Consider the following 22,250-nt stretch of genomic DNA (forward strand, 5'->3'; position numbering starts at 1 on the left):
TTTTTATTAAAAATGATGATCCAAGCTATGGTGCGAATCAATCAAGGGACCTCCGTTAAGGATTTCTTCTGATGCTTCACTAGCAAATTTATCAAAGTTAATATGAAACGAATGCGCCAACTGAATGGATTTGCTCACATAAGCCCCTTTTTGCAACCATGTGTTCATGGGATCCAATATTTCCGTAGGAACCCCAGGGCAATATTTAGGCATGTGCAACCCAAAAACGGGATGGGCATCAAACTCAACTTCGTCCAATTTTCCCTCCAAAATGGCAGAAATCATGGCTCGGGTATATTTTAGTTTGATTCGGGAACCCACACCATAAGGACCTCCACTCCATCCGGTGTTTATCAACCAAACATTCACCCCGGCTTCCTTCATTTTTTTGCTCAACATTTCGGCATAAACCGCTGGGTGCAAAGGCATAAACGGTTCACCAAAACAAGCAGAGAAAGAGGGTACAGGTTCATTGATACCAGCCTCGGTCCCAGCCACCTTGGCGGTGTAACCTGAAATAAAGTGATATGCTGCCTGACCAGGGCTCAACTTGGACACTGGAGGCAATACCCCAAAGGCATCACATGTCAAGAAGAATATGTTCTTGGGATTGGCAGCATAGGAAGGAGTCTGGATATTGTCAATATGATCAATGGGATAACTCACCCTTGTGTTTTGGGTAATGCTACTATCAAAGTAATCCACTTCCTTGGTTCCTTCTTTGAAAACTACATTTTCCAGAAGTGCTCCTGGTCGAATGGCCCTGTAAATATCGGGTTCTTTTTCCTCCGTTAAATCGATGACCTTCGCATAACAGCCACCTTCAAAATTGAAGATCGTGTTATCCTCTGTCCAGCCATGCTCGTCATCCCCGATCAATTTTCGGTCTGGATCGGCGGAAAGTGTGGTCTTACCTGTTCCAGACAGTCCAAAGTAAATGGCCGTATCCCCATCTTTTCCAACATTGGCGGAACAGTGCATGGGTAGCACATTTTTATCCACAGGAAGAATTAAATTCAAGGCTGTAAAAACACCCTTCTTCATCTCTCCTGGATACTCCGAACCTCCAACAAGGGCAATTTTTTTGGTGTAGTTCAAAATAGAGAAGTTTCCTGCAATGATTCCAAACTCTTTTGGGTTTGGACACTCATAGCCCGGTGCACATAGCACAAGCCAGTCCTCTTCAAAATCTTCCAATTCTGCTTCGTTCAATCTCAAGAACATGTTCTTGATAAAGTAATTGGACCAAGGAAATTCTGTAATGGTACGCACGTTGGTGCGGTATTTTGGATCGGCACATACCGCTCCATCCCGAACATAGATTTCTTTATCGGAAAGGTAGTTCACCACCTCATCGTAAAGTTTGTCAAAATTTTCAGGAGAAATGGGCTTATTGATTCGGCCCCACCAAATCCTATCTTTAGTGTAATCATCTTTTACCAAAAAACGGTCTTTTGGAGATCGTCCGGTAAACTTTCCTGTGTTTATGGACAGGGTGCCATTTTCTGACTCCACACCCATTCCTTTTTCCACAGTTATCTTTTGTAAGGTCTCAGCACTTAAATTCCAATGTGCCGTAGCGTTCTGTAAGCCATATTTGCTTAAATCTTTGGTTGTTTCCATGACTTCGTCCATAATTTCTATTTTAAGGTTAAAAGTTCCATATCAAAGGAACCAGTACTAGTGTTGCTATAAAGAACAGGAGCAGCAGTGGCCCTCCTACTTTTATATAATCTGTAAACTTGTATCCCCCAGAAGACAGCACCATTGCATTGGTAGTGGTCCCCACAGGAGTTAAAAATGCCGTTGAGGCGCTTATGGCCACAGCGATCATAAAAGGCTTGGGAGACACCCCCAAGGTGGTTGACGCCATTATGGCTATGGGTGCCATCAAAACGGCCGTGGCCGAGTTGTTGATTGTCTGGCTAAAGGTTGTGGTCAACAAAAATATGCCTGCCAATAGTGCCGTCGGGTGTATACTCCCCAGCAAATCAACCAAACTATTTGCGGCCATTTGGGCCACTCCTGTTTTCTGCAAAGCCAGTCCCATGGGAATCATTGCGGCAATCATTACCACGCTGGTCCAACTAATCCCTTTATAGGCCTTACTTATGGGTACACAGCCTGTCAACATCATAATTCCGGCACAGGCAAGGGCTGCAATGGCACCGGGCAAAATTTTAAATACCAAAAGGGCAATCATCAACACCAGGGTCCCCAAAGCGATATAACTTTTGGGGGTTATCACATCCACATTTTTGGACAGTGCCTCGGGACTTCCCGAAATGACCAAGTTTTCATACATGGAAGTCAAAGCTTCCATATTTTCCCAGGGTCCTCGAATCACAAAAGCATCCCCAGCTTCAATTTTAATTTTTCCGCTTAGCGGTCTGCTGTTTCTGGAAGCCGCCAAGAGTTGAACCCCTGCTTGACTTAGATAATGCCCGAGCGGGAGGGTCTTGCCCACAAAAACAGATTTAGGGGTGATGATCATCTCGGCCATCCCAACTTCTTGGTTGATCAGTTCCTTTTTAAGCAAATCTTTTTCAGGTTTCCATGGAATTACCCCCAAACTAAATTTCAGTACCAACTTGTCCACATCCTCGGCTTCTCCCTTCACCGTGATGATATCGTGGTACCTCATCTCGGTCTGGGGGTCTGGTAATTCCACAAATTGATGTATACTTTGAAGCGGATGGGGATGCCTACGTTTTAATCGCATGAGGGAGACATTATGGGCTTCTTCAAAATCCCAATCCCCAACCTTGGAGTTGATCAAGGGAGACATGGACCTAATACGCAGTCGGTATAGGTTATCCCCAATACTGTAGTTCTCAATCCATTTATGCATTTCCTCATCCAATGCCATAGGTCTATTCTTGGTTCTATGACTGGGCAACAATCTGTAGCCCACATATCTGAAATAGAGAATGGATATCAAAAGCAGCGGAAGGCCGATCAATCCAAACTCAAAAAATGAAAATCCTTCCAATCCGTTTTCCACCAGAGCATTGCTGGCAATAATATTTGGAGGCGTCCCAGTTAGGGTTAGCAAGCCTCCCGTATTGGAGCCAAATGCCACTGGCATCAATAATTTGGATGGCAGTGTTCCTGCATTCCAGGCTGCGGTTACCGTTACCGGCAGCAAGGCCGCTACAGTTCCTGTATTACTTACAAATCCGGACAGTAAACTGGATCCCAAGGTCACAATGACCAGCAGTTTGGGGACGCTGCTCTTGGCCCATTTTACAAATCGCTGTCCGGCCACGGCTGTCCATCCCGTTCTTGAAAGTCCTTCTCCAATAATGAACAAGGCCGCAATCATGATCACTGTTGAATTGCTGAACCCGGACAAGGTTTCTTGTATGTCCAGGATTCCCAACAAATACAGGGACAGCATGGACATTAAAGCCACCACATCCGGTGGAAACTTTCCCCAAACAAACAGAATGATCGTAATACCTAATACTACCAATAGTGTGATCATCGCTTCTATTTTGGGACAATCATCAATCCAAGGTCAAAACAGGAATCTCGGAGTGAAGGGTCAACAATTTTGTTAATCTCCCTTCAGATGGGCTACTCATTTGGGTATGGTTTCTAGGCAGAATAGCCAAAAGATCAATGTTCTTTTTGTTTATATATTCCAAAATGCCCTCTTCCACATCCTGATTTTTACTAAAGGCGTGTTCCTCATAAAAATGTTCCAAATAATACTCCAAAAGGTTCTCTGTGCTGTCTACGATGGACTCTTCGGCATAAACCGATTCCCTGTAAATGGTCAAGGCATGCACTCTAGCGTCAAAGGTCCTTGCTACATCCAATAGGGTCTTTAATACTTCCTTATCATCAATTTCTTCGCGACCCATCACCAGCGCAATATCCTTTGGCTCTTTGATCGGAGTTCCAAAGGGAATGGAGATTACAGGGCAATTGGCCTCCAGAACCAGACGTGAGGTGTTGGTTATGGCCTCATCCGTAACCTTGTCCCCCATGGTTCCCATCAATATCAGATCAGAGCCATTGGTATTATTCCACTCCAAAATGGATTCAATGAGATTACCAGTAACAGTATTAAAGGTGGGTGGTGTTTTGATCTTGGCATTGAAGGATTGTACAACCTTCCCAAAATCCAATTTCAGGGTTTTCTCCTGACCTTCGGTTATCGGCATAGCCGAAACATAAAGGGCCTGAAGTTCTATACTACGCGTTGGCCCAACAAAAACGGTGGCATATTCCAATGCATTTATGGAAGCCTCTGAGAAATCAAACGGGATTAAAATTTTCTGAATGCTCATACCTATAAAATTTAGATGACTTAAAATCTTTGATTCAAAATTAGAACCGGACATTCATCTAAAACATGATAGAAATCAGGTTTGGTGTTTTATTCACCAGCTAGTTTGTTTAAAATGTACCAGGTAATCAAAGCATTCTGTTATTGGCAAAGGATTTAACCTTAGGACAAAACTGCAAGTGTACCTGACAAGTATCATATTTTGGGCATGTTTAAAAACCAACCTTTGCATTACAATCTCCTAAGCTAACTCCATGAGGTTTATCCGCCTTTTATTCCTCCTTTCTTGTATTCTTTTGCAAAGTGTGCTTAGCTCCCAAACTTTTGATGAGCATGGTTCGGGCTCTTGGCTGGAGTTTTCGGGGACCAATAAAATTGACGAGAAATGGAGCATTCCCCTGGCGGGAATTTTAAGGCATCACGAGCCATTTGAAGTTTACGATTTCTCTTTTGTTAGGACAGGTGTTTCTTATCACTTGAGCAATTCCGTCATCCTTACCGGAGGTATAGCCTACGTTAATTCCAAATCGTATTTGGATTCTGGTGAAACATCCTTGACCTTCCAATACTGGACATACGAGGAATTTACTTGGAAGAATAAATTCAATCTGAATTCCTTGTCACATCGGTGGAGACTTGAAAACCGTTGGATCCATAATTCTGGCCAAACGCATTTTAATAATCGGTTTCGTTATCGGTTACAGTTCCAAAGACCTATATATGGGAAGACCTTTGTAAAATCGAACAACGAAGTTTTTGTAAATCTGGATGGAGTCTTTTTTAACCAAAATAGATTCTATGTCGGTATAGGTAGGGAGTTATCCCCAGATTTGAAGATTGAATTAGGCTATTTGAAAAACCACTTTCAGGTTTCACACCATAACGCCATTCTCATGGGGATTACTTTCACCACGGATTTTACTAGTCAAGATTCGGCTGAAATTGAAAAATAACCAAGAATACCCCTATTCAATTATCATATTTATAATTATCATGACTATTATCATGTTTTTTGACAAAGTAGCTGTCTAATTTTATTTCAGTTAAATACGTTAAGTCATGAAACCTAAAAAGAGCCCTAATGCAGATATTGGCCGCAATAGCAGCCTTTATTTTATGATAGGTTTGACCTCGGTTTTGTTTGTAACATGGCAATCTCTAGAGGTCAAGACCTACGACAAGGAAACGAACGTTTCGGAAGTGGTTCAAGTGATGGACGATCTTAAAGAAGATGTCCCCATTACCGAAATGGTTCGTACGACAACGCCACCCCCTCCACCATCAGCTCCTGATGTGATTGAAATTGTGGAAGACGTTGAAGACATTGAGGAAACCCTGATTGAAAGTACCGAGAGCAACCAGGATGCCTATATTGAGGATGTGGTCATAGCCATTGACGATGTGAATGTTGGTGAAGTAGAAGAAGAAGAAATTATCCCATTTGCATTGATAGAACACGTACCAGTTTTTCCGGGTTGCGAAAATTTAAGCACTGAGGAAGAGCGTAAAGCGTGTTTTAACCAAAAGGTACAAGAGCATGTTAGAAATACCTTCCAATACCCAAAGACAGCGCTCGAAATGGGAATAACCGGGAAAGTATTTGTGCAGTTCGTGATTGATTCCAACGGTCGGGTTGCCCATATAAAGCAACGGGGGCCAGACAGGTTATTGGAACAGGAGGCCGTTAGGATTATATCTGCCCTCCCACAGGTTAAGCCTGGTATACAAAGAGGTAAGCCCACCAAGGTTACCTACGCTATTCCAATTACCTTTAAAATGCTATAGACACCTAACTTGAAAAACTCCTGTTTTAAACAGGAGTTTTTTTTAGTACCATCCAGAACTTTTATACTCCAAATTTCTAGAAGCCATTTCCCTACTTTTCACCACCAAATGTGTCCTATCCAATTGACGGGTCCGATACCCCAATAAATGGAAAAAGGATTTGGCCAAAAACTTGGCAATACGCTGATCCACCAACAGGCCATCTTTTTGCCCTGAACTCCATTGGATTCCAGGGAGCCAAACCAGCAAGTGGTCCATTTTATACCTTCTCAATCCCTTGGAAATCCATAACAGCACCAGAGGAATGGACTTTATATAATAAAATCCCTCATTGCCCAACTTTTGGTATAAAGGCATGAAAATCTGTCGTTTCCTCTGGGTCATGATATCGTTACCATTGTCCATAGCTATAGCCGTACCTCTAGGAATTTTTTGGAAATTCTTGAACCCAGGCCGCATCTCAAATTGACCCCTGTTTTGGATTTCGTGCTGGTAATAAATCTCATAAAACTTGCTTGAGACCACACTGGAGTTGGCTATCTCCATCCTCAATTTTGCCACCTCGGCTGGGGAATATGCAACCAGCTCGGTAATACCTAAAGTATAGTGGATAAAATGCGTACAGTTCCTGATCGATACAACATCATCATGTTGACCACTTTCATAGCCAAGGGATACATAACCCAACTCATTGATATAGCTTAACAAAGCCCCCACCAAATACTCCTCTATTCCCAAAATTGTAGGTAAGGGATATTGGGACGCTAATTTTCGGTTGAGCAAACTATCATTTAAAACCATAAAAGGCGAGGTATCACCGGAAGTGGTATGCAAATCAATAAAATAAAAAGGCGGTTGATTTTGCTCGAGAATTGCTCGCAACAGTTCATGAAGTTCCCGCATTTCCTGTTCATCCTTGGAAATCCCATCATCATTTTGAAGCGTTTGCTGTAGGTTTTCCACTGTCCAAATCCGGTTTAGATCCTTTTCCATAAAACGTGCCTTTTGCTCCAAGGCTTGCAGATTACCAGCAATGGCGTAGAGTTGTCCCTGTATTGGTGCCTGACGAAGTTTCAGTTCACGGATTACATGCTTTAAGGCAAAAACTCCCGCAGGTTCATTGCCATGGATGCCGGCAAAAAAAACCAAAGTGGGGCCATCTTCATCCCCTTTTAAATGTCCGATGATGCGATCAACTTCCAAGGTTTCCTGTAGAGCATTGCTATATACTTTTGCCATAGCTATAAATCAACCTTGCTTATGATTCCTACGAGATGGGAGCCCACGCAAACAGGCAAGCATCCTATTTGATATTCCTCCATAAGTTTTTTGGCAGTTTCTATTTTGGTCCGTGGCTGCACCGTGACCACTTTATGTATCATAAAATCCGAAACAAGGGCATTATTTTCCTCCTTATGGTGTTCCAACTCGGCAATATGGCTCCAGGTCAAAAGCCCCGAAAGTTCCCCGTGACTGTTCTCCACAGGAATGTGATGAATATTGTTCCACTGCATTATGGATACGGCTAGATTGGCGTAATCATTCTCATAAAGTTTGATAAGCCGAGTAGACATGATCTGCCCTACCCAGAGATAGGGCTCTGTGGCCGATTGCTTCTCATTGATCATACCCCATTCATGAACGGGGATGTTTTTCTTTTGATTTTCATGAATCGCCTCGGTCAACTTGACCAAAACCGAATCCAACTTCATCTCCTTTCGCAATCTCCTAAAATTCTCCACTTGCCATTCCGCTCCGGTTCCCGTTTTTGTGCGATTTTCTATTACCCCAAGCAAGCGTTCCACATCCTTGGAATCCACCCCATAATCCATTAAGCCTTTTCTAGCGATCGGAAGAAACTCCTTAAAAATCAATTTTTTTAAGGTCACCGTTTTTCCCAACCAGGAGAACACAGTTTGTCTACCGGTTATGGCAGATTTAATAAAGTTGTGTTTGGCCTCCTTAAAGTCCATGATTGCGGACATGTCGTCATATTTCTTTGGCCTGCCCACCATTAGTCCTACCCAAAAGGCAAAATTGGCCATCTCATCCATAACTGAAGGGCCTGAAGGGATATATCTGTTCTCAATCCTTAAATGGGGTTTCCCATTGCCTACACCATAGCACGGTCTGTTCCAACGATACACCGTCCCATTAAAAAGATTTAGGGCTTCAAGTTTTGGAATCGCCCCATTTTCCAGAAGCTCCAAAGAGTTTTGGTTGATGGGTTTGGTCAATAGAATTCGGTGGGTAGAGATATCTTCCTTAAAAATCTCGGCCACAGATTCCTTTTGCCAATGGTTGCCAAAACCCACTCTGGCCACTTGCTCTTTTAGAGCGTAGGACCATTTTCGGGTATCCAAACTTTGCTGGAACAAGGCAATTCTGGTTTCTTTCCACAACTCCCTCCCCATCAATAAAGGAGAATTACTGCACACCCCCAGTACAGGCCCTGCGATGGCCTGAGCCCAATTATAGCTTGGAATAAAATCTTTCTGGGGAATCTGAAGATGCAGTTGAAAACTGGTATTGCAAGCCTCAAACAACACAGAATCATGACGTAAGGTCAGCTCATCAACGCCCCTGATTTTTAACGCAAAATGATCACCCCTGCATTGGGTAAGCACCTCGTTCAATTTATGATATCTGGGAATTGGGGTCATGAAATCTATCCCCAATTCATTTTTACTGATGGTGGGCAAAATACCGGTTAAGATGATCTTGATTCCCAGTTTCTCTGCTTTGGATTTCGCTTTATCCAACATATTGGTCAATTGGGACTCCACTTTGGAGAAGCAATCGTCTTTAAGTTCAAAAGGATCTAGATTGATCTCCAAATTGTAATTCGCGAGTTCTGTTGTAAAATGATCATCATTGATGGCATCCAAAAGTTGAATGGACTCCCCTGAAGGCCTGTAATCTTCATCTACCAAACACAACTCTTGTTCAGCCCCAATACGGACCACATCACTCTCTATAAGATTATTGCCCAAGATTTGCTCCAAGGCTTTAAGGTCATCCAGCAGATGCTGCACAAAAGCTTTGCGCTCTTCTTGATCAAACTTGCTATCCGGAATATGTTCACCCATTTTACAATAAAATGTCTTTGATCCGTAGGGTATAAAACTACAATCCCAGCTACTGTTAAAACATGATACTTGTCAGTCCAATTTGGTTCCTTACTGATATTTATCATGTTTTTTGAGCATGCCCAGGGGTAATTTTGAACTATAAATAGTAAACCCCTATGTGTCATCTAGTCCAAAAATATAATGTCCCTGGCCCGCGATATACAAGCTATCCAACGGTACCCTACTGGGACATCGAAACCTTCTCCGGAAAGCAATGGAAAAATAGCGTTCTGAGGGCGTATAAAGAATCAGAAAATGAGGGTATTAGTCTATATATCCACCTTCCTTATTGTGAAAGCATGTGTACCTTTTGTGGTTGCCACAAACGGATAACAAAAAGACATGAAGTAGAACTTCCGTACATACAATCGGTTCTTAAGGAATGGCAATTATACTGTGATATTTTAGGTTCCAGGCCTATCATCAAAGAAATTCATCTGGGTGGAGGCACCCCAACTTTTTTCTCCCCGGAACACTTAAAAATGTTGGTCAAGGGAATCCTGAGATTGGGAAGCAAAGCAGCACATCCAGAATTTAGTTTTGAAGGACATCCAAATAATACAACCAAAGCACACTTACAGGCTCTTTTTGATGTGGGGTTTAGAAGAGTCTGTTTAGGTGTGCAAGACTACAATTTAACTGTGCAAAAAGCCATCAACCGGATTCAACCCTTTGAGAATGTGAAGAAGGTTACCGAATGGGCCCGAGAAATTGGATACACGTCAGTTGGACATGATATTATCTATGGCCTGCCTTTTCAATCGCTTAAGGATGTAAGACAGACAGTTACCATGACCAATGCGCTGAAACCAGACCGTATTGCTTTCTATAGTTATGCCCATGTTCCTTGGATGAAGGGCAACGGACAACGCGGATACAAGGAAACTGACCTGCCAACTTCAGACGTAAAAAAACAGCAGTACGAGCTTGGAAAAAATATGTTGACCGAATTCGGATATAAAGATGTGGGAATGGATCACTTTGCCTTGCCTACGGATAGTTTGTACCACGCATTGGAAAATGGAACACTCCATAGAAACTTTATGGGCTACACTCCCTCCAAAACCCAACTTATGATTGGGCTGGGGGTTTCGAGTATTAGTGATAGCTGGTATGGATTTGCCCAAAACGTAAAAAGCATTGAAGAATACCAACACCTGGTATCTCATGGGGTAATTCCCATTTTCAGAGGCCATGTGTTGAACGAGGAAGATGAAATTATACGAAGACATATCCTAAATCTCATGTGCCAGTTTGAGACTACATGGGAAATGGGAGAAACACAAACCATAGATTTTGAAAGAATCATTGAGAACCTTACCGAATTGGAGTTGGATGGATTGGTGGATATTGGCGCCAACCAGATAAAAGTAACTCCTAAAGGAAGACCATTTATTCGGAATATCAGCATGGCCTTTGACTTAAAACTACATCGCAAAAAGCCAGAGACCCGACTGTTTTCCATGACCGTTTAACCATTAAAATTAAATCAGATGAAAAGTATTATTTTACCTGTAGATTTTTCGAAGCAAAGCGAACAAGCTCTAAAAGTAGCGGCCGGTCTTGCCAAAACACATGGATCGGAACTTTTGGTACTCCACATGTTGGAACTCTCACCAGCTATCATGGCCGATTCTGGATATGTGTCCCAAGAACAAATTGTTCATCTGATCAAAATTGGTGAAAAGCGCTTTAATGACTTTTTGGATAAGCCTTATTTAAAAGGCGTCAACATCATACCCATAATTAAGCATTACAAGGTATTTAGTGAGATAAGTGATGTTGCAGAGAAGCACAATGCTGAGCTTATAGTTATGGGATCACATGGAACGGATGGTTTGCAAGAAATCTTTTTTGGTTCCAATACCGAACGCGTAGTCAGAACTTCAGATATACCCGTCTTGGTCATAAAAGGGGATATTGAAAAATTTAGGCCCGAACGATTTGTCTTTGCCTGCGATTTTAAGGAGGAAAGTGTTCCTGCCCTCCAAAAAGCAATAGAAATGGCCAAACTCTTAAAATCCCAACTGTATCCGGTGTATATCAATACCCCTGGTGATGAATTCTTGAGTACGGAAGATGCTTATAACCGAATATCCAAATTCCTGAATCTCGCCAAAGTTGGGTTGGAGGTTCAAATTTACAATGACTATACCGTAGAAAAAGGAGTATTAAATTATAGTGAGTCAGTAGCTGCTGACTTAATTGGTATACCCACCCATGGTAGAAAAGGATTGTCCCACTTCTTTATGGGAAGTATAGGTGAAAATATTGCCAATCATTCCAATACGGCTGTTGTAACCTTTAAAATTTGATTGATTGGTATTTGATTGGGTTTTACATGATGGAAAAAGGGGAGTTTTTAACTCCCCTTTTTTTATTCTGTATATTTTAATACTAGCTACTGATGGAATCTTTCATATGCCGCTTTGTCCAAAGCCTCCCTATGATCAGGATGGGCAATGGAAGTCAAAGCTTTTGCCCGCTGTTGTAAATTTTTTCCATATAGATTGACCACCCCATATTCCGTGGCCACATAATGTACGTGAGCCCTGGTGGTCGTTACACCTGCGCCTTCCTTGAGAAAAGGCACGATCTTGGAAACTCCTTTTTTGGTTGCAGCTGACATGGCAAAAATGGGTTTACCTCCTTCAGAAAGCGATGCTCCCCTAATGAAATCCATCTGGCCACCAACCCCAGAAAATTGATAGCTCCCAATAGTATCTGCACAGACTTGACCGGTAAGGTCAATTTCGATGGCACTGTTAATGGCCGTCACCTTGGGGTTACGACGAATTCTAGCCGTATCATTCGTGTAACCAGAATCCCTAAAATCACAGATGGGATTATCATCAATGAAGTCATAAAGTTTCCGGGAACCCACGGCAAAGCAACTTACAATCTTGCCACGTTTTACGGCCTTATTCTCCCCGGTGATTACTCCTTGCTCAATCAAGGGTAGTACCCCATCAGAAAACATTTCGGTATGGATGCCCAGACGTTGGTGGTTTTTTAGATTGTCCAAAACCGCATTGGGAATATTGCCGATACCCATTTGTAGCGTGGCTCCGTCTTCTATCAAAGAGGCCACATTGGCTCCAATTTCATGCTCCAAATCGGAGATAATACCTGGATTATGTTCATGTATAGGACGATTTATCTCAATCGCAAATTCAATTTCATCAATATGTACAATTCCCGTTCCATGTGTACGCGGTACATAAGGATTGATTTGTGCAATGATTTTCTTCGCGGTCCTTACCGCAGGCAAGGCCACATCCACAGAAACTCCCAGGGAACAATATCCGTGTTTGTCCGGTTGGGATACCTGCACAATAGCTACATCCAAAGGCAAAATATTGCGTTTAAACAACCATGGGATCTCACTTAAAAAAATGGGGATATATCCAGATTTTGAATTGTTTACGCTTTTCCGAACATTCCCGCCCACAAAACAAGAATTTAGATGGAAAGAGTTGCTGTACGGTTCCTCGGTATAAAAGGCGTTTCCTTCGGTATGAATGGAAACAATCTCCACATTCTCCAGTTCCTTATGACGTTCACAAAGGGCATCCACAAGTTCATTGGGGGTCATGGCGGCACCTTGAACAAAAACACGATCTCCTGATTTTATTAAGCCAACTGCTTCTTCTGCTGATGTTATTTTCACTTGTATTTTTTTATAGCTAAGGTTGATGACATTCTATATTTGTTGATTCCATATGGGCATTCATCGGCTTTGGGGAAACATAGGGAATTCCCAGTCCCATCCCCCTGATAATGAAAAGTGCCCCGATCAACACCACAAAAACCGGAATCAATCTGCGTACTTTGGATTTCATTGGGGTGCTCAAAATGGAACTGGAGTAGGCCGCGGTGGTCATTAAGGGTATAGTTCCCACCCCAAACAACATCATATACAGTCCACCCTGCCATGCGTTGCCCAGGGCTATTGCGCCTAGCAAGGCCATATACACCAATCCACAGGGTAGGAACCCATTCAAAAAGCCAATGGTTAAAAAAGCATCCGGGGTCTTTTTTTGAAGTTCCTTACCTAACTTAGATTTTATTTTTCCCAAAAGGGTATAAATAGGCCTAGACAGTTTGTGGGCATCAAAAATCTTAGTGGGCACCAAGACCAAAAGAATCATTAAAACGCCCATTCCAATGGATAACTTTTGCTGCATCCCAAAAAGGGAAAGTCCCTTGCCCAAAAACCCAAACAGCACACCAATACTGGCATACGCCAGTAATCTTCCGGAGTGATATATAAAAAGCTGGGCTATTTTTTTGGCCTTACTTTCCCGATCCAACGGCAGCATAAAGGCAATGGGACCACACATGCCCAAGCAGTGCAAGCTTCCCAAAAATCCCAATGCCAACGCAGATACCAACATGATCTAATAGGTCAATTTTTCTTTGTGTAAAAAGGTATTACCTTCATACGACCATTTTATGGCTATATCCCAGCGACCGCCCACCAAGCTATTGTCAGGTATGAGCAAATGTGTATTGGACAAACTTAAAGGAAAGTCAGTATCCAAATGCTTGTTGGACGGTCTGTAAAGGGACACAGTGCCTTCAATTTTTTTATAATCAAACTTTTCCGGAAAGCTAATTTTCAAACCTTCCCCAGTTTTTTCAATGTTCAATTGGGCGTTCATTTTAGCCGCGGTGTTGGATGCATCAATCTCTTTCTGATAGGCCAGTTCCTGCTTGTAATAATCATCTGTGACCAAATCGTGGTTGGCCCTATCATCTGTGCTCATCCGAACCACAAAATATAGAATGAAGGCAATGAATGCCACAAAACTCAATACGATTGCTGTTCCCCAATTGATTTTCATTTCTCTTGCTTTTAATCTTACGCCTAATTATAACTTCTTGGTGCCAAAAATTGAGCTACCGTGGTTTCTATAAGTTTATCCCCACTATAAACTCCTATTTTGAGCTTGTCCTTGTCCCCAGTCAATGCCGATGCATTAATTTCAATAAACAATGTTCCCTCTGCCAGCTCTTCGGCAGGGACCACAAATTGATCTTGGGAGACCATTTTTATTTCACCTTTATGGGACAATAATTTAAAACTAACATCCTCAACATCCTTGGCGGTCTTATTGACCAACTTATAGGTATATACATTGCTGATAATGTTGTTCTCCTTTCTTTCATACAACTGCCCAGGTAGCCTTAGAACATTGGCCTCCAACTCATTTCTAAGGAACAGCATTCCGATCAAGATTCCCGTCAAGATGAACAAAACGGCTGTATAGCCTTTCATTCTGGCCGTAAACTTGAACTTTTCCTTCTTATTGATTTCATCCTCGCTGGCATATCGGATCAAGCCTTTGGGTTTATTGATGCTTTCCATGATATGGTCACACTCATCAATACAGGCCGTACAGTTCACACATTCCAGTTGGGTTCCGTTTCTGATATCAATTCCAGTTGGGCATACATTTACACACTGAAAGCAATCTATACAATCGCCATGACCCAAGGCATCTCGATCTTCGTTCTTTCTGAATTTTTTACGGCCCGCTTCCCCTTCTCCACGTTTGTGGTCATAGGCCACTATGATGGATTTATCATCCAACAGAACACCTTGAAGTCTTCCGTAGGGACAGGCTATGATGCATACCTGTTCCCTGAACCATGCAAAGACGAAATAAAAAACTCCCGTAAAAATGAGCAAGGGTACCATTGTACCCAAATGCGCCATTGGTCCATCCGTAACATAAGCAATCAATTTATCGCTCCCGATCAAATAGGCCAGAAACACATTGGCAATCAAAAAGGAAATAATAAAAAAGATGGTCCATTTTAAAGAACGTTTCCAGATTTTTTTGGTATTCCATGGAGCTTTTTCCAAACGGGTCTGGGCACCTCTATCTCCGTCGATCCAGTACTCAATTCTACGGAAGACCATCTCCATAAAAATGGTCTGTGGGCATATCCATCCACAAAATATCCGACCGTAAGCCACGGTAAAAAGAGCGATAAATATGACCGCAATGATCATGGAAATCACCACCAAATGAAAATCCTGGGGCCAAAAGGGAAATCCAAAAATATTGAACCTCCGATCGAGTACATTGAACAACAGAAACTGGTGTCCTTGTATTTTGATGAAAGGAGAGGCAAACAAAAACAACAATAGACCGTAGCTCACATATTTGCGATACGCATAAAATCGGCCACTTGGCTTTTTGGGATAAATCCACGCCCTTTTTCCTTCTTCGGTAATGGTTCCTATGGAATCCCTGAAATTTTCTTCCATTGCAAGTTTGTTTGTCCGCCTCTGTCCTTCGGACGTCTCCCCCATAAAGGAGGAGTTAAGTTTTCAACTATTCATTCATGGCAACATCCGTGGAATCCGAAACTTGCGCATTAGGAGCTTCTTCGGTTTCTGCGGGCGCGGGAGCATCCGGATCTATCCAGATATCCCCTTCCGGAGCCTTGGGATTGGCCGCAGTAGTTCCTCCCATAGTCAGTACATAACTGGCTACCTGGGCCATTTCGGCAGGCTTTAAGCTTTGCTTCCATGCCACCATCCCTTTGCCATCACGACCACCTTCCGAAATGGTATTAAAGACATTCTTGATACCTCCTCCCAAAATCCAGTATTCATCGGTCAAGTTGGGGCCAATTCCTCCTCCTCCATCAGCCATATGGCACACCACACAGTTGTCTGTGAATATTTGTTTACCAGCACTCAGGTCAGCAGCATCCGATAGAAATTCCACCGTATTGACATCCACCAAATCCTTTGCTGTTTTCTTATATTCCTCTATGGCAATCTTGGCAGCAGCCACCTCTTGTTCGTACTCCATGGCTTGGTCATAGTCCCCAATAATGTGGAAGCGAACCAAATAAACAACACTAAAGATGATGGTGGCATAAAATAGATACACCCACCAAGGAGGCAAAACATTGTCCAACTCCCGGATACCGTCGTAATTGTGGTCCATGATGATTTCACTTTCCCTTTCAATTTCGCGGCTCTTTGTCAAGCGCTTGTATACATTTTTAGCCCATGCCCATTCCATCTTTTTGCTCTTTGAAGCCAAGTAATTGGCTTTGGCTTCCTCTGAAAGGGTTTGGAACATTACGTTTTCAATGGACTTCAATATCAGCTCAATGGCAATTAAAATCATTAAGACCAACAACAGGAAAAACTGAGTGATCGGATATTCGATAATTGCGGGTTTGTCTCCTGAATCTATAAAGTATTCCATCAATCCAAAGATTAGAAAGAAGATTACTGGAATACGGATCCACCAAGGTGTTCTTGTGCTCATAATATTATAGTTTGTTAGGTTGATCGTTATCTAAAGGCAGTTCGCCCATCTCTTTGATATGTTCCTTGGTAGCGGTAAATACCCACCAAAACAAGGCCACAAAGAACACAAAGAAGATCATTAGCGATATCATGGGATAACTAGCTACCCCGTCTATGGTTTCCATGTGGTTTTTTACGAATTTCAACATAGCTTGTATAGATTTTGGACGGAAGAGCCAAGATTCAAGCTAAGAGTTCTTGTCTCTTGATTCTTATGTCTTGACTCTATCATCCTGATTCTTTTATTCTTGGTTTTGTGATATCAGTTCTTCAGTGTCTTGCATCTTGATGTCTGTTCCCAATCGCTGCAGATAGGCAATCAGAGCCACAATTTCACGATTTCGCATCTCCACAAAATCTTCCCCGTTGTCCGCTGCATACTTCTTGTCAGCTTCATAGGTTTTGGCAAATTCTGGATCGGTGTAGAGATTTTTTTCAATGGCCTTTGCCTGCTCCGCCATGGATTGTTGTGCATTAGCGATATCCTCTTCCGTATACGGAACCCCTAGTTTAACCATGACCTCCATCTTACTTTGAACATCACTTCTATCATGTTCATTTCTTACCAACCATTGGTATGCCGGCATTATGGATCCAGATGAAGTACTTTGTGGGTCGTACATATGGTTCAAATGCCAATTGTCGGAGTATTTACCTCCTATCCGAAGCAAATCAGGTCCGGTTCGCTTACTACCCCATAAGAATGGGTGATCATAAACAAATTCCCCAGCCTTGGCATATTCACCGTAACGTTCCACTTCGCTCCTAAACGGCCTGATCATTTGGGAGTGACATCCCACACAGCCCTCACGGATGTATAAATCACGTCCTTCCAATTCCAATGGTGTATACGGTTTTACGCTGGTAATGGTTGGGATATTGGATTTCACCAGAATTGTGGGGACAATTTGGATGATTCCCCCAATCAATATGGCAATCGTGGCCAAAATTGTCAATTGTACTGGTCTTCTTTCCAACCAGTTGTGGAAGGTTTCACCAGCCACACGTCTTTTGGACACTCTGGCCAAGGCTGGAGCTTCGGCCAATTCATCCTCCACGCTACTTCCTTTTCTAATCGTTACGATCACATTGTATATCATAATCAGCATCCCCACAATGAACATGGTTCCCCCAATGGCCCTCATCCAATACATAGGGATGATCTGGGTAACGGTCTCCAGGAAGTTACCGTACACCAAGCTTCCATCTGGGTTGAATTCTTTCCACATCAAGGCTTGGGTAAACCCAGCCACATACATGGGCAGAGCATAAAGAATGATTCCCAAGGTGCCAATCCAGAAATGGAGATTGGCCAAGCTCTTTGAGTGCAAGGTGGTCTTGAACATTTTGGGTACCAACCAATAGATCATACCAAAGGTCAAGAAGCCGTTCCAAGCTAAGGCGCCCACGTGTACGTGTGCAATAATCCAATCGCTAAAGTGGGCGATGGCATTTACGTTTTTCAAGGACAACATAGGTCCTTCAAAAGTGGCCATACCGTAACCCGTGATAGCAACCACCATGAATTTCAAAGTAGCATCACTTCTTACTTTATCCCAAACACCACGAAGTGTCAATAATCCGTTGATCATACCACCCCAAGAAGGAGCAATCAACATGATGGAGAATACAACACCTAGGTTCTGTGCCCAGTCAGGCAGTGAGGAGTACAACAAGTGGTGTGGCCCGGCCCAGATATAGATAAAAATCAAGGACCAAAAGTGAACTATGGAAAGCCTATAGGAATAAATAGGCCTATTCGCTGCCTTCGGAACAAAATAATACATCAGTCCCAGGAATGGCGTGGTCAAGAAGAATGCTACCGCATTATGTCCATACCACCACTGCACCAGTGCATCCTGAACCCCAGCATAAACCGAATAGCTCTTTAAGGCAGATACCGGCAACTCCAAACTATTGAAGATATGCAATACCGCTACGGTTACAAAGGTGGCCAGATAGAACCAAATGGCCACATACAAGTGGCGTTGCCTACGCTTTAAAATTGTGGCAATCAAGTTCCAACCAAAGACTACCCAGATGACCGCAATGGCCAAATCTATAGGCCACTCAAGTTCTGCATATTCCTTGGAGGTGGTGTACCCCAATGGTAGTGTTATGGCTGCTGCCACAATGATCAATTGCCATCCCCAGAAGTTGATATTACTCAGCGCATCGCTGAACATTCTGGTTTTTAACAGCCGTTGGGTAGAATAATACACCCCGGCGAAAATGGCGTTCCCCACAAAGGCGAAAATTACCGCATTGGTGTGCAAGGGGCGTAAACGCCCAAAACTCAACCATGAAATGCCGTCGGTGATGTTGGGGAACAAAAACATAAATGCCAGCAGGAGGCCCACCAACATTCCAACAACACCCCATAGCATGGTGGCGTATAAAAACTTTTGTACGATTTTGTTGTCGTAATGAAATTGTTGTATTTCCATATTTATTGGTTTGTTCTTTTAGTTTGCGTGATTTCTGCTTTGTCTGTATCTAAATTGGATTCTTGATCCAAAAGTTCGTCTTCAAAAAGCATTCGGACAGAGGGGGTATAGGCGTCATCGTACTGCCCACTTCTGACGGACAATACAAATGCGACAAAGAAGACCAGCGCAACCGTAATGCTAATGGCCAACAACACATAAATAACACTCATACCTACCTGAATTTGGCTGTAAAACTACTGTCAGGCCCATTGGCAAAAAATGACATATATCAGTTTTTACAGCGATTTATATATTTCTTTTTTTTGGGCTTGCCGCCATAGGGTAACAAGCGCCGCTACAATGATCAAGTTCTTCCCAATATATTGTCCCAAAAGGGTCGGAATCCATGGGGGATTTTGAAATGAATCCATAGGGAACAGCAATAGTGGAGTAAAGGTCAATATCATATGAACCAAGGTGATAATAACCGCACCTTTCCTCCAAAGATTGAATACCAACATAATGCCGATGGACACTTCCCAAAATGCCAGTAAATTAATGGCAATACCATCTGAAAGTTGTCCAAACGTCAATTGATGAATGGTGTTTTTTGCCAAATCTTCAGCAGGACTCATATGTGGAAAGAATTTTAAGGTCCCAAACCACAAATACACAATTCCAATACTGATAGCCAATACATTTGGCTCAATTCGCTCTCGTAGTCCATTAATTAATTTCTTGCTCATGACTTAGTTAGTTGGTTGATTTAGTTTGCGTCCAAGAGCATTGGTCATTAAGGTAGTGAACAAAACAATGCTAATGGAACTCAAGGGCATTAAAATGGCTGCTATAACAGGTTGCAATTGACCAGTTACCGCAAAATATAGCCCCACCAGATTATAGCAGAGGGACAGCACAAAACTCATTTTAATCACTTGAATGGATTTTCTTGAAAGCTCCATAAAAGTGGACAGTTTATTAAATTGGGAGGCGTCCAAAATCCCATCACAGGCTGGTGAAAACACATTGATATCCTCTGAGACCGCAATGCCCACATCGCTTTGGGCCAAGGCCCCAGCATCATTGAGTCCGTCCCCAACCATTAGTACCTTATGTTCCTTCTGTAAATGCTCTATATGCTGCAGTTTATCCTCCGGTTTCTGGTTAAAGTGCATCTGGGTCCTTACCGGAAGTATTTTTTGTAGTTGTTTGCGTTCCCCATCATTATCCCCAGACAAAACTCCTATTTGCATAGAACTTCCCAGCGATTGAAACACCGTGGAAATGCCTTCCCGGTAGCTGTTCTTGAAAACAAAACGCCCTTTAAAGTCATCATCTGAGCTTACATAAACGGCTGTATCGGCCGAAGTCTGAATGGAATCCCTACCCACATAGCCCGCAGACCCAATCCTGATGGAATGTTGGTTCGCCCTACCTTCAATCCCCTTGCCTGTATGTTCTTGAAACTCGTCCAACGTCATAATCGCGTTGGATTGTAAAATCCCGTATAATGACCTACTCAATGGATGGTTGGATGCTCTTAGCGTAGTCTTGAGCAAGGCGATCTCTTCTGTGGTAAGTTCAACACCCTCATATAAAATTGCATCCTTTTTTGTTGTAGTGAGGGTTCCCGTTTTATCAAAAATAGCTGTGTCAATCTTTGCCAATCGCTCTATTGCGTTGGTGTTTTTCAGATACAATTTTTGCCGTCCAAATATGCGTAGCATATTCCCCAAGGTAAAGGGAGCCGCCAAGGCAATGGCACAGGGGCAGGCAATGATCAAAACCGCGGTAAAAACGTTTAGAGCCATGCTAGGCTCGTACACCAACCAAAACAGGGTTGCCAAAGTGGCTATGGTCAATACGCCAGCTGTAAATCGTTTGCCAATGCTATCCGTTAAGGTTTGGAAGGCACTCGCCTTGTCTTTAGAGAACACCGAATTGCCCCAGAGCTGGGTGAGGTAACTTTGGGATACCGATTTAAGCACTTCCACTTCCAAAAGTCCGGAGAGTTGCTTTCCTCCCGCAAAGAGTTTTTCTCCGGATTCCTTAAACACTGCTTGGGATTCCCCGGTGACAAAACTGTAATCGATTTGGGCAGACCCTTTAATCAACATGCAATCCACAGGAATGATCTCGTTGCTTCTGATCAAGAGCCTATCCCCCACTTTTACCTTATAGATTTGGATGTTTTCTTCGGATTTATCCTGATTCAGACGGGTAACGGCAATGGGAAAATAGGATTTATAGTCCCTCTCAAAAGAAAGAAAGGAGTAGGTTCGCTGTTGGAAGAACTTACCAAGGAGCAAAAAGAAGATCAGTCCGGTTAGGCTATCAAAAAAACCAGAGCCCAAATCAAAAATGATATCTACCGTACTTCTCAAAAACAAAGTGAGAACACCCAGGGCAATGGGTACATCAATGTTCAAAAGTTTGGAGCGCAAGCCCTTGTAGGCTGATATAAAATAGTCCTGCGAAGCATAAAACACCACTGGCAAGGAAAAGGCGAACATCAACCAGCGAAAAACGGGTTTATATTGCTCCAGCCAGAATTCCTCCACCCCTGCCTCGCCGGCAGGCAGTTCAAAATATTCGGGAAATGACAAAAGCATCACATTGCCAAAGGCAAAACCCGCCACCCCCAACTTATAGATCAAGGAACGATCTTTCCTCTTTTCCTTTTTGTCGTATTCGTCCAGGGAGATATAGGGTTCATACCCAATACTGCTCAGCATCAAAACCAAACCCTTGAGCGAGAAGTTCACGTAAGAATAGGTGACCCGAAGGGTCTTTTTGGGAAAATCCACTTGGGAATTTGAAATGGACGGATGAAGCTTGTTTAAGTTTTCCAACACCCAAATGCAGGAACTGCAATGAATCGACGGCACGCTTAGGTTAATTACCTGCACTCCTTCCTCATTGAATTCCACAAGCTTACTTACAATTTCCTGATTATCCAGAAAATCGTACTTGCTTCTTACTTCCTTAGGGGTGTTCCCAGCCTTGGCCTCAATTTCGTAGAAGTTGGAAAGGCCATTGGAGGTAAATATTTCATAGACAGTTTTGCAACCATGGCAGCAAAAATCCCTCTCATCAAAACGCACCTTGTCCCTGCCACAGTCATCACCACAATGATAACATGTCATATTTGCCATTTACATTTGCTTTACCTTTTGCAAATTTGGGACACCGATCTTATTAAAAATATGACATTTATCAGTTCTAGATCAATTGTTAAGCACTAATTTTGTATCAGCATGTAAAGC

At 42.7% G+C, this 22,250-nt stretch carries 19 protein-coding genes; 4 read left to right on the top strand and 15 right to left on the bottom strand.

Annotated elements, in window-relative coordinates:
* Positions 1 to 6: 6 nt before the first annotated feature.
* From pckA to FGG15_RS09495, 3 genes are read right to left on the bottom strand one after another with little or no spacing between them, the layout of a single operon-like run.
* On the bottom strand, positions 7 to 1,635 hold the full coding sequence (gene pckA / locus FGG15_RS09485; protein ID WP_138835639.1) for a phosphoenolpyruvate carboxykinase (ATP): 1,629 nt from the start codon (positions 1,633 to 1,635) through the stop codon (positions 7 to 9).
* Positions 1,636 to 1,651: 16 nt separating this feature from the next.
* The gene (locus FGG15_RS09490) at positions 1,652 to 3,487 is read right to left on the bottom strand and encodes an SLC13 family permease (RefSeq protein WP_138835641.1); all 1,836 of its coding nucleotides are present in this window, start codon (positions 3,485 to 3,487) and stop codon (positions 1,652 to 1,654) included.
* A 22-nt stretch (positions 3,488 to 3,509) separates the two neighbouring features.
* The gene (locus FGG15_RS09495; RefSeq protein WP_138835643.1) at positions 3,510 to 4,298 is read right to left on the bottom strand and encodes a universal stress protein; all 789 of its coding nucleotides are present in this window, start codon (positions 4,296 to 4,298) and stop codon (positions 3,510 to 3,512) included.
* 253 nt (positions 4,299 to 4,551) lie between these two features.
* On the opposite strand from FGG15_RS09495, the gene FGG15_RS09500 reads away from it, so the two are divergent.
* Both FGG15_RS09500 and FGG15_RS09505 read left to right on the top strand, forming a co-directional pair.
* On the top strand, positions 4,552 to 5,250 hold the full coding sequence (locus FGG15_RS09500; RefSeq protein ID WP_138835644.1) for a DUF2490 domain-containing protein: 699 nt from the start codon (positions 4,552 to 4,554) through the stop codon (positions 5,248 to 5,250).
* Positions 5,251 to 5,356: 106 nt separating this feature from the next.
* Positions 5,357 to 6,082, top strand: a complete 726-nt coding sequence (locus tag FGG15_RS09505) for an energy transducer TonB (RefSeq protein ID WP_138835646.1) — start codon at positions 5,357 to 5,359, stop codon at positions 6,080 to 6,082.
* 42 nt (positions 6,083 to 6,124) lie between these two features.
* Here the strand turns inward: FGG15_RS09505 and FGG15_RS09510 are convergent, their stop codons facing one another.
* Positions 6,125 to 7,321: a succinylglutamate desuccinylase/aspartoacylase family protein gene (locus tag FGG15_RS09510; RefSeq protein WP_138835648.1), complete on the bottom strand. Its 1,197-nt coding sequence runs from the start codon at positions 7,319 to 7,321 to the stop codon at positions 6,125 to 6,127.
* Between the two features lie 2 nt (positions 7,322 to 7,323).
* Positions 7,324 to 9,171, bottom strand: coding sequence for a glutamate-cysteine ligase family protein (locus FGG15_RS09515; protein WP_138835650.1), 1,848 nt, complete (start codon positions 9,169 to 9,171; stop codon positions 7,324 to 7,326).
* 158 nt (positions 9,172 to 9,329) lie between these two features.
* Here FGG15_RS09515 and hemN point away from each other — a divergent pair, with 158 nt between their 5' ends.
* Both hemN and FGG15_RS09525 read left to right on the top strand, forming a co-directional pair.
* Complete coding sequence (gene hemN, locus FGG15_RS09520; RefSeq protein WP_138835652.1) at positions 9,330 to 10,688, top strand: oxygen-independent coproporphyrinogen III oxidase; 1,359 nt, start codon at positions 9,330 to 9,332, stop codon at positions 10,686 to 10,688.
* Positions 10,689 to 10,706: 18 nt separating this feature from the next.
* The gene (locus tag FGG15_RS09525; RefSeq protein WP_138835654.1) at positions 10,707 to 11,528 is read left to right on the top strand and encodes a universal stress protein; all 822 of its coding nucleotides are present in this window, start codon (positions 10,707 to 10,709) and stop codon (positions 11,526 to 11,528) included.
* A gap of 86 nt (positions 11,529 to 11,614) precedes the next feature.
* Here the strand turns inward: FGG15_RS09525 and FGG15_RS09530 are convergent, their stop codons facing one another.
* The 10 genes from FGG15_RS09530 to FGG15_RS09575 all read right to left on the bottom strand — a co-directional run bounded on the left by FGG15_RS09530 (position 11,615) and on the right by FGG15_RS09575 (position 22,139).
* The gene (locus tag FGG15_RS09530) at positions 11,615 to 12,883 is read right to left on the bottom strand and encodes an acetyl-CoA hydrolase/transferase family protein (protein WP_138835655.1); all 1,269 of its coding nucleotides are present in this window, start codon (positions 12,881 to 12,883) and stop codon (positions 11,615 to 11,617) included.
* 16 nt (positions 12,884 to 12,899) lie between these two features.
* Positions 12,900 to 13,610: a sulfite exporter TauE/SafE family protein gene (locus FGG15_RS09535; RefSeq protein ID WP_138835657.1), complete on the bottom strand. Its 711-nt coding sequence runs from the start codon at positions 13,608 to 13,610 to the stop codon at positions 12,900 to 12,902.
* A gap of 3 nt (positions 13,611 to 13,613) precedes the next feature.
* Positions 13,614 to 14,060 carry a FixH family protein gene (locus tag FGG15_RS09540; RefSeq protein WP_138835659.1) on the bottom strand — a complete coding sequence of 149 codons (447 nt, stop codon included), beginning with the start codon at positions 14,058 to 14,060 and terminating at the stop codon, positions 13,614 to 13,616.
* A gap of 23 nt (positions 14,061 to 14,083) precedes the next feature.
* The gene (gene ccoG / locus FGG15_RS09545) at positions 14,084 to 15,493 is read right to left on the bottom strand and encodes a cytochrome c oxidase accessory protein CcoG (RefSeq protein WP_138835660.1); all 1,410 of its coding nucleotides are present in this window, start codon (positions 15,491 to 15,493) and stop codon (positions 14,084 to 14,086) included.
* A 67-nt stretch (positions 15,494 to 15,560) separates the two neighbouring features.
* The gene (locus tag FGG15_RS09550) at positions 15,561 to 16,514 is read right to left on the bottom strand and encodes a cbb3-type cytochrome c oxidase N-terminal domain-containing protein (RefSeq protein ID WP_138835661.1); all 954 of its coding nucleotides are present in this window, start codon (positions 16,512 to 16,514) and stop codon (positions 15,561 to 15,563) included.
* Between the two features lie 4 nt (positions 16,515 to 16,518).
* Positions 16,519 to 16,704, bottom strand: coding sequence for a CcoQ/FixQ family Cbb3-type cytochrome c oxidase assembly chaperone (locus FGG15_RS09555; RefSeq protein ID WP_138835662.1), 186 nt, complete (start codon positions 16,702 to 16,704; stop codon positions 16,519 to 16,521).
* 93 nt (positions 16,705 to 16,797) lie between these two features.
* Positions 16,798 to 19,002, bottom strand: a complete 2,205-nt coding sequence (ccoN, locus tag FGG15_RS09560; protein WP_138835663.1) for a cytochrome-c oxidase, cbb3-type subunit I — start codon at positions 19,000 to 19,002, stop codon at positions 16,798 to 16,800.
* A gap of 2 nt (positions 19,003 to 19,004) precedes the next feature.
* Positions 19,005 to 19,214 (bottom strand): cbb3-type cytochrome oxidase assembly protein CcoS, encoded by a 210-nt coding sequence (gene ccoS / locus FGG15_RS09565; RefSeq protein ID WP_138835665.1) that lies wholly within the window; start codon positions 19,212 to 19,214, stop codon positions 19,005 to 19,007.
* 66 nt (positions 19,215 to 19,280) lie between these two features.
* Positions 19,281 to 19,730, bottom strand: a complete 450-nt coding sequence (locus FGG15_RS09570) for a hypothetical protein (protein WP_138835667.1) — start codon at positions 19,728 to 19,730, stop codon at positions 19,281 to 19,283.
* Positions 19,731 to 19,733: 3 nt separating this feature from the next.
* Positions 19,734 to 22,139 carry a heavy metal translocating P-type ATPase gene (locus tag FGG15_RS09575; RefSeq protein WP_138835668.1) on the bottom strand — a complete coding sequence of 802 codons (2,406 nt, stop codon included), beginning with the start codon at positions 22,137 to 22,139 and terminating at the stop codon, positions 19,734 to 19,736.
* Positions 22,140 to 22,250: the final 111 nt, after the last annotated feature.

Origin of the sequence: Flagellimonas algicola, assembly GCF_005937185.1 — a bacterium.
GTDB classification, from domain to species: Bacteria; Bacteroidota; Bacteroidia; order Flavobacteriales; family Flavobacteriaceae; genus Flagellimonas; species Flagellimonas algicola.

Coding starts and splice junctions, on each gene's coding strand:
- FGG15_RS09505 (WP_138835646.1), top strand. CDS start 5,357: ATGAAACCTAAAAAGAGCCCTAATGCAGATATTGGCCGCAATAGCAGC.
- FGG15_RS09555 (WP_138835662.1), bottom strand. CDS start 16,704: ATGTTGAAATTCGTAAAAAACCACATGGAAACCATAGACGGGGTAGCT.
- FGG15_RS09550 (WP_138835661.1), bottom strand. CDS start 16,514: ATGAGCACAAGAACACCTTGGTGGATCCGTATTCCAGTAATCTTCTTT.
- pckA (WP_138835639.1), bottom strand. CDS start 1,635: ATGGACGAAGTCATGGAAACAACCAAAGATTTAAGCAAATATGGCTTA.
- FGG15_RS09575 (WP_138835668.1), bottom strand. CDS start 22,139: ATGGCAAATATGACATGTTATCATTGTGGTGATGACTGTGGCAGGGAC.
- hemN (WP_138835652.1), top strand. CDS start 9,330: ATGTGTCATCTAGTCCAAAAATATAATGTCCCTGGCCCGCGATATACA.
- ccoN (WP_138835663.1), bottom strand. CDS start 19,002: ATGGAAATACAACAATTTCATTACGACAACAAAATCGTACAAAAGTTT.
- FGG15_RS09515 (WP_138835650.1), bottom strand. CDS start 9,171: ATGGGTGAACATATTCCGGATAGCAAGTTTGATCAAGAAGAGCGCAAA.
- FGG15_RS09525 (WP_138835654.1), top strand. CDS start 10,707: ATGAAAAGTATTATTTTACCTGTAGATTTTTCGAAGCAAAGCGAACAA.
- ccoG (WP_138835660.1), bottom strand. CDS start 15,493: ATGGAAGAAAATTTCAGGGATTCCATAGGAACCATTACCGAAGAAGGA.
- FGG15_RS09570 (WP_138835667.1), bottom strand. CDS start 19,730: ATGAGCAAGAAATTAATTAATGGACTACGAGAGCGAATTGAGCCAAAT.
- FGG15_RS09500 (WP_138835644.1), top strand. CDS start 4,552: ATGAGGTTTATCCGCCTTTTATTCCTCCTTTCTTGTATTCTTTTGCAA.
- ccoS (WP_138835665.1), bottom strand. CDS start 19,214: ATGAGTGTTATTTATGTGTTGTTGGCCATTAGCATTACGGTTGCGCTG.
- FGG15_RS09535 (WP_138835657.1), bottom strand. CDS start 13,610: ATGTTGGTATCTGCGTTGGCATTGGGATTTTTGGGAAGCTTGCACTGC.
- FGG15_RS09510 (WP_138835648.1), bottom strand. CDS start 7,321: ATGGCAAAAGTATATAGCAATGCTCTACAGGAAACCTTGGAAGTTGAT.
- FGG15_RS09490 (WP_138835641.1), bottom strand. CDS start 3,487: ATGATCACACTATTGGTAGTATTAGGTATTACGATCATTCTGTTTGTT.
- FGG15_RS09540 (WP_138835659.1), bottom strand. CDS start 14,060: ATGAAAATCAATTGGGGAACAGCAATCGTATTGAGTTTTGTGGCATTC.
- FGG15_RS09495 (WP_138835643.1), bottom strand. CDS start 4,298: ATGAGCATTCAGAAAATTTTAATCCCGTTTGATTTCTCAGAGGCTTCC.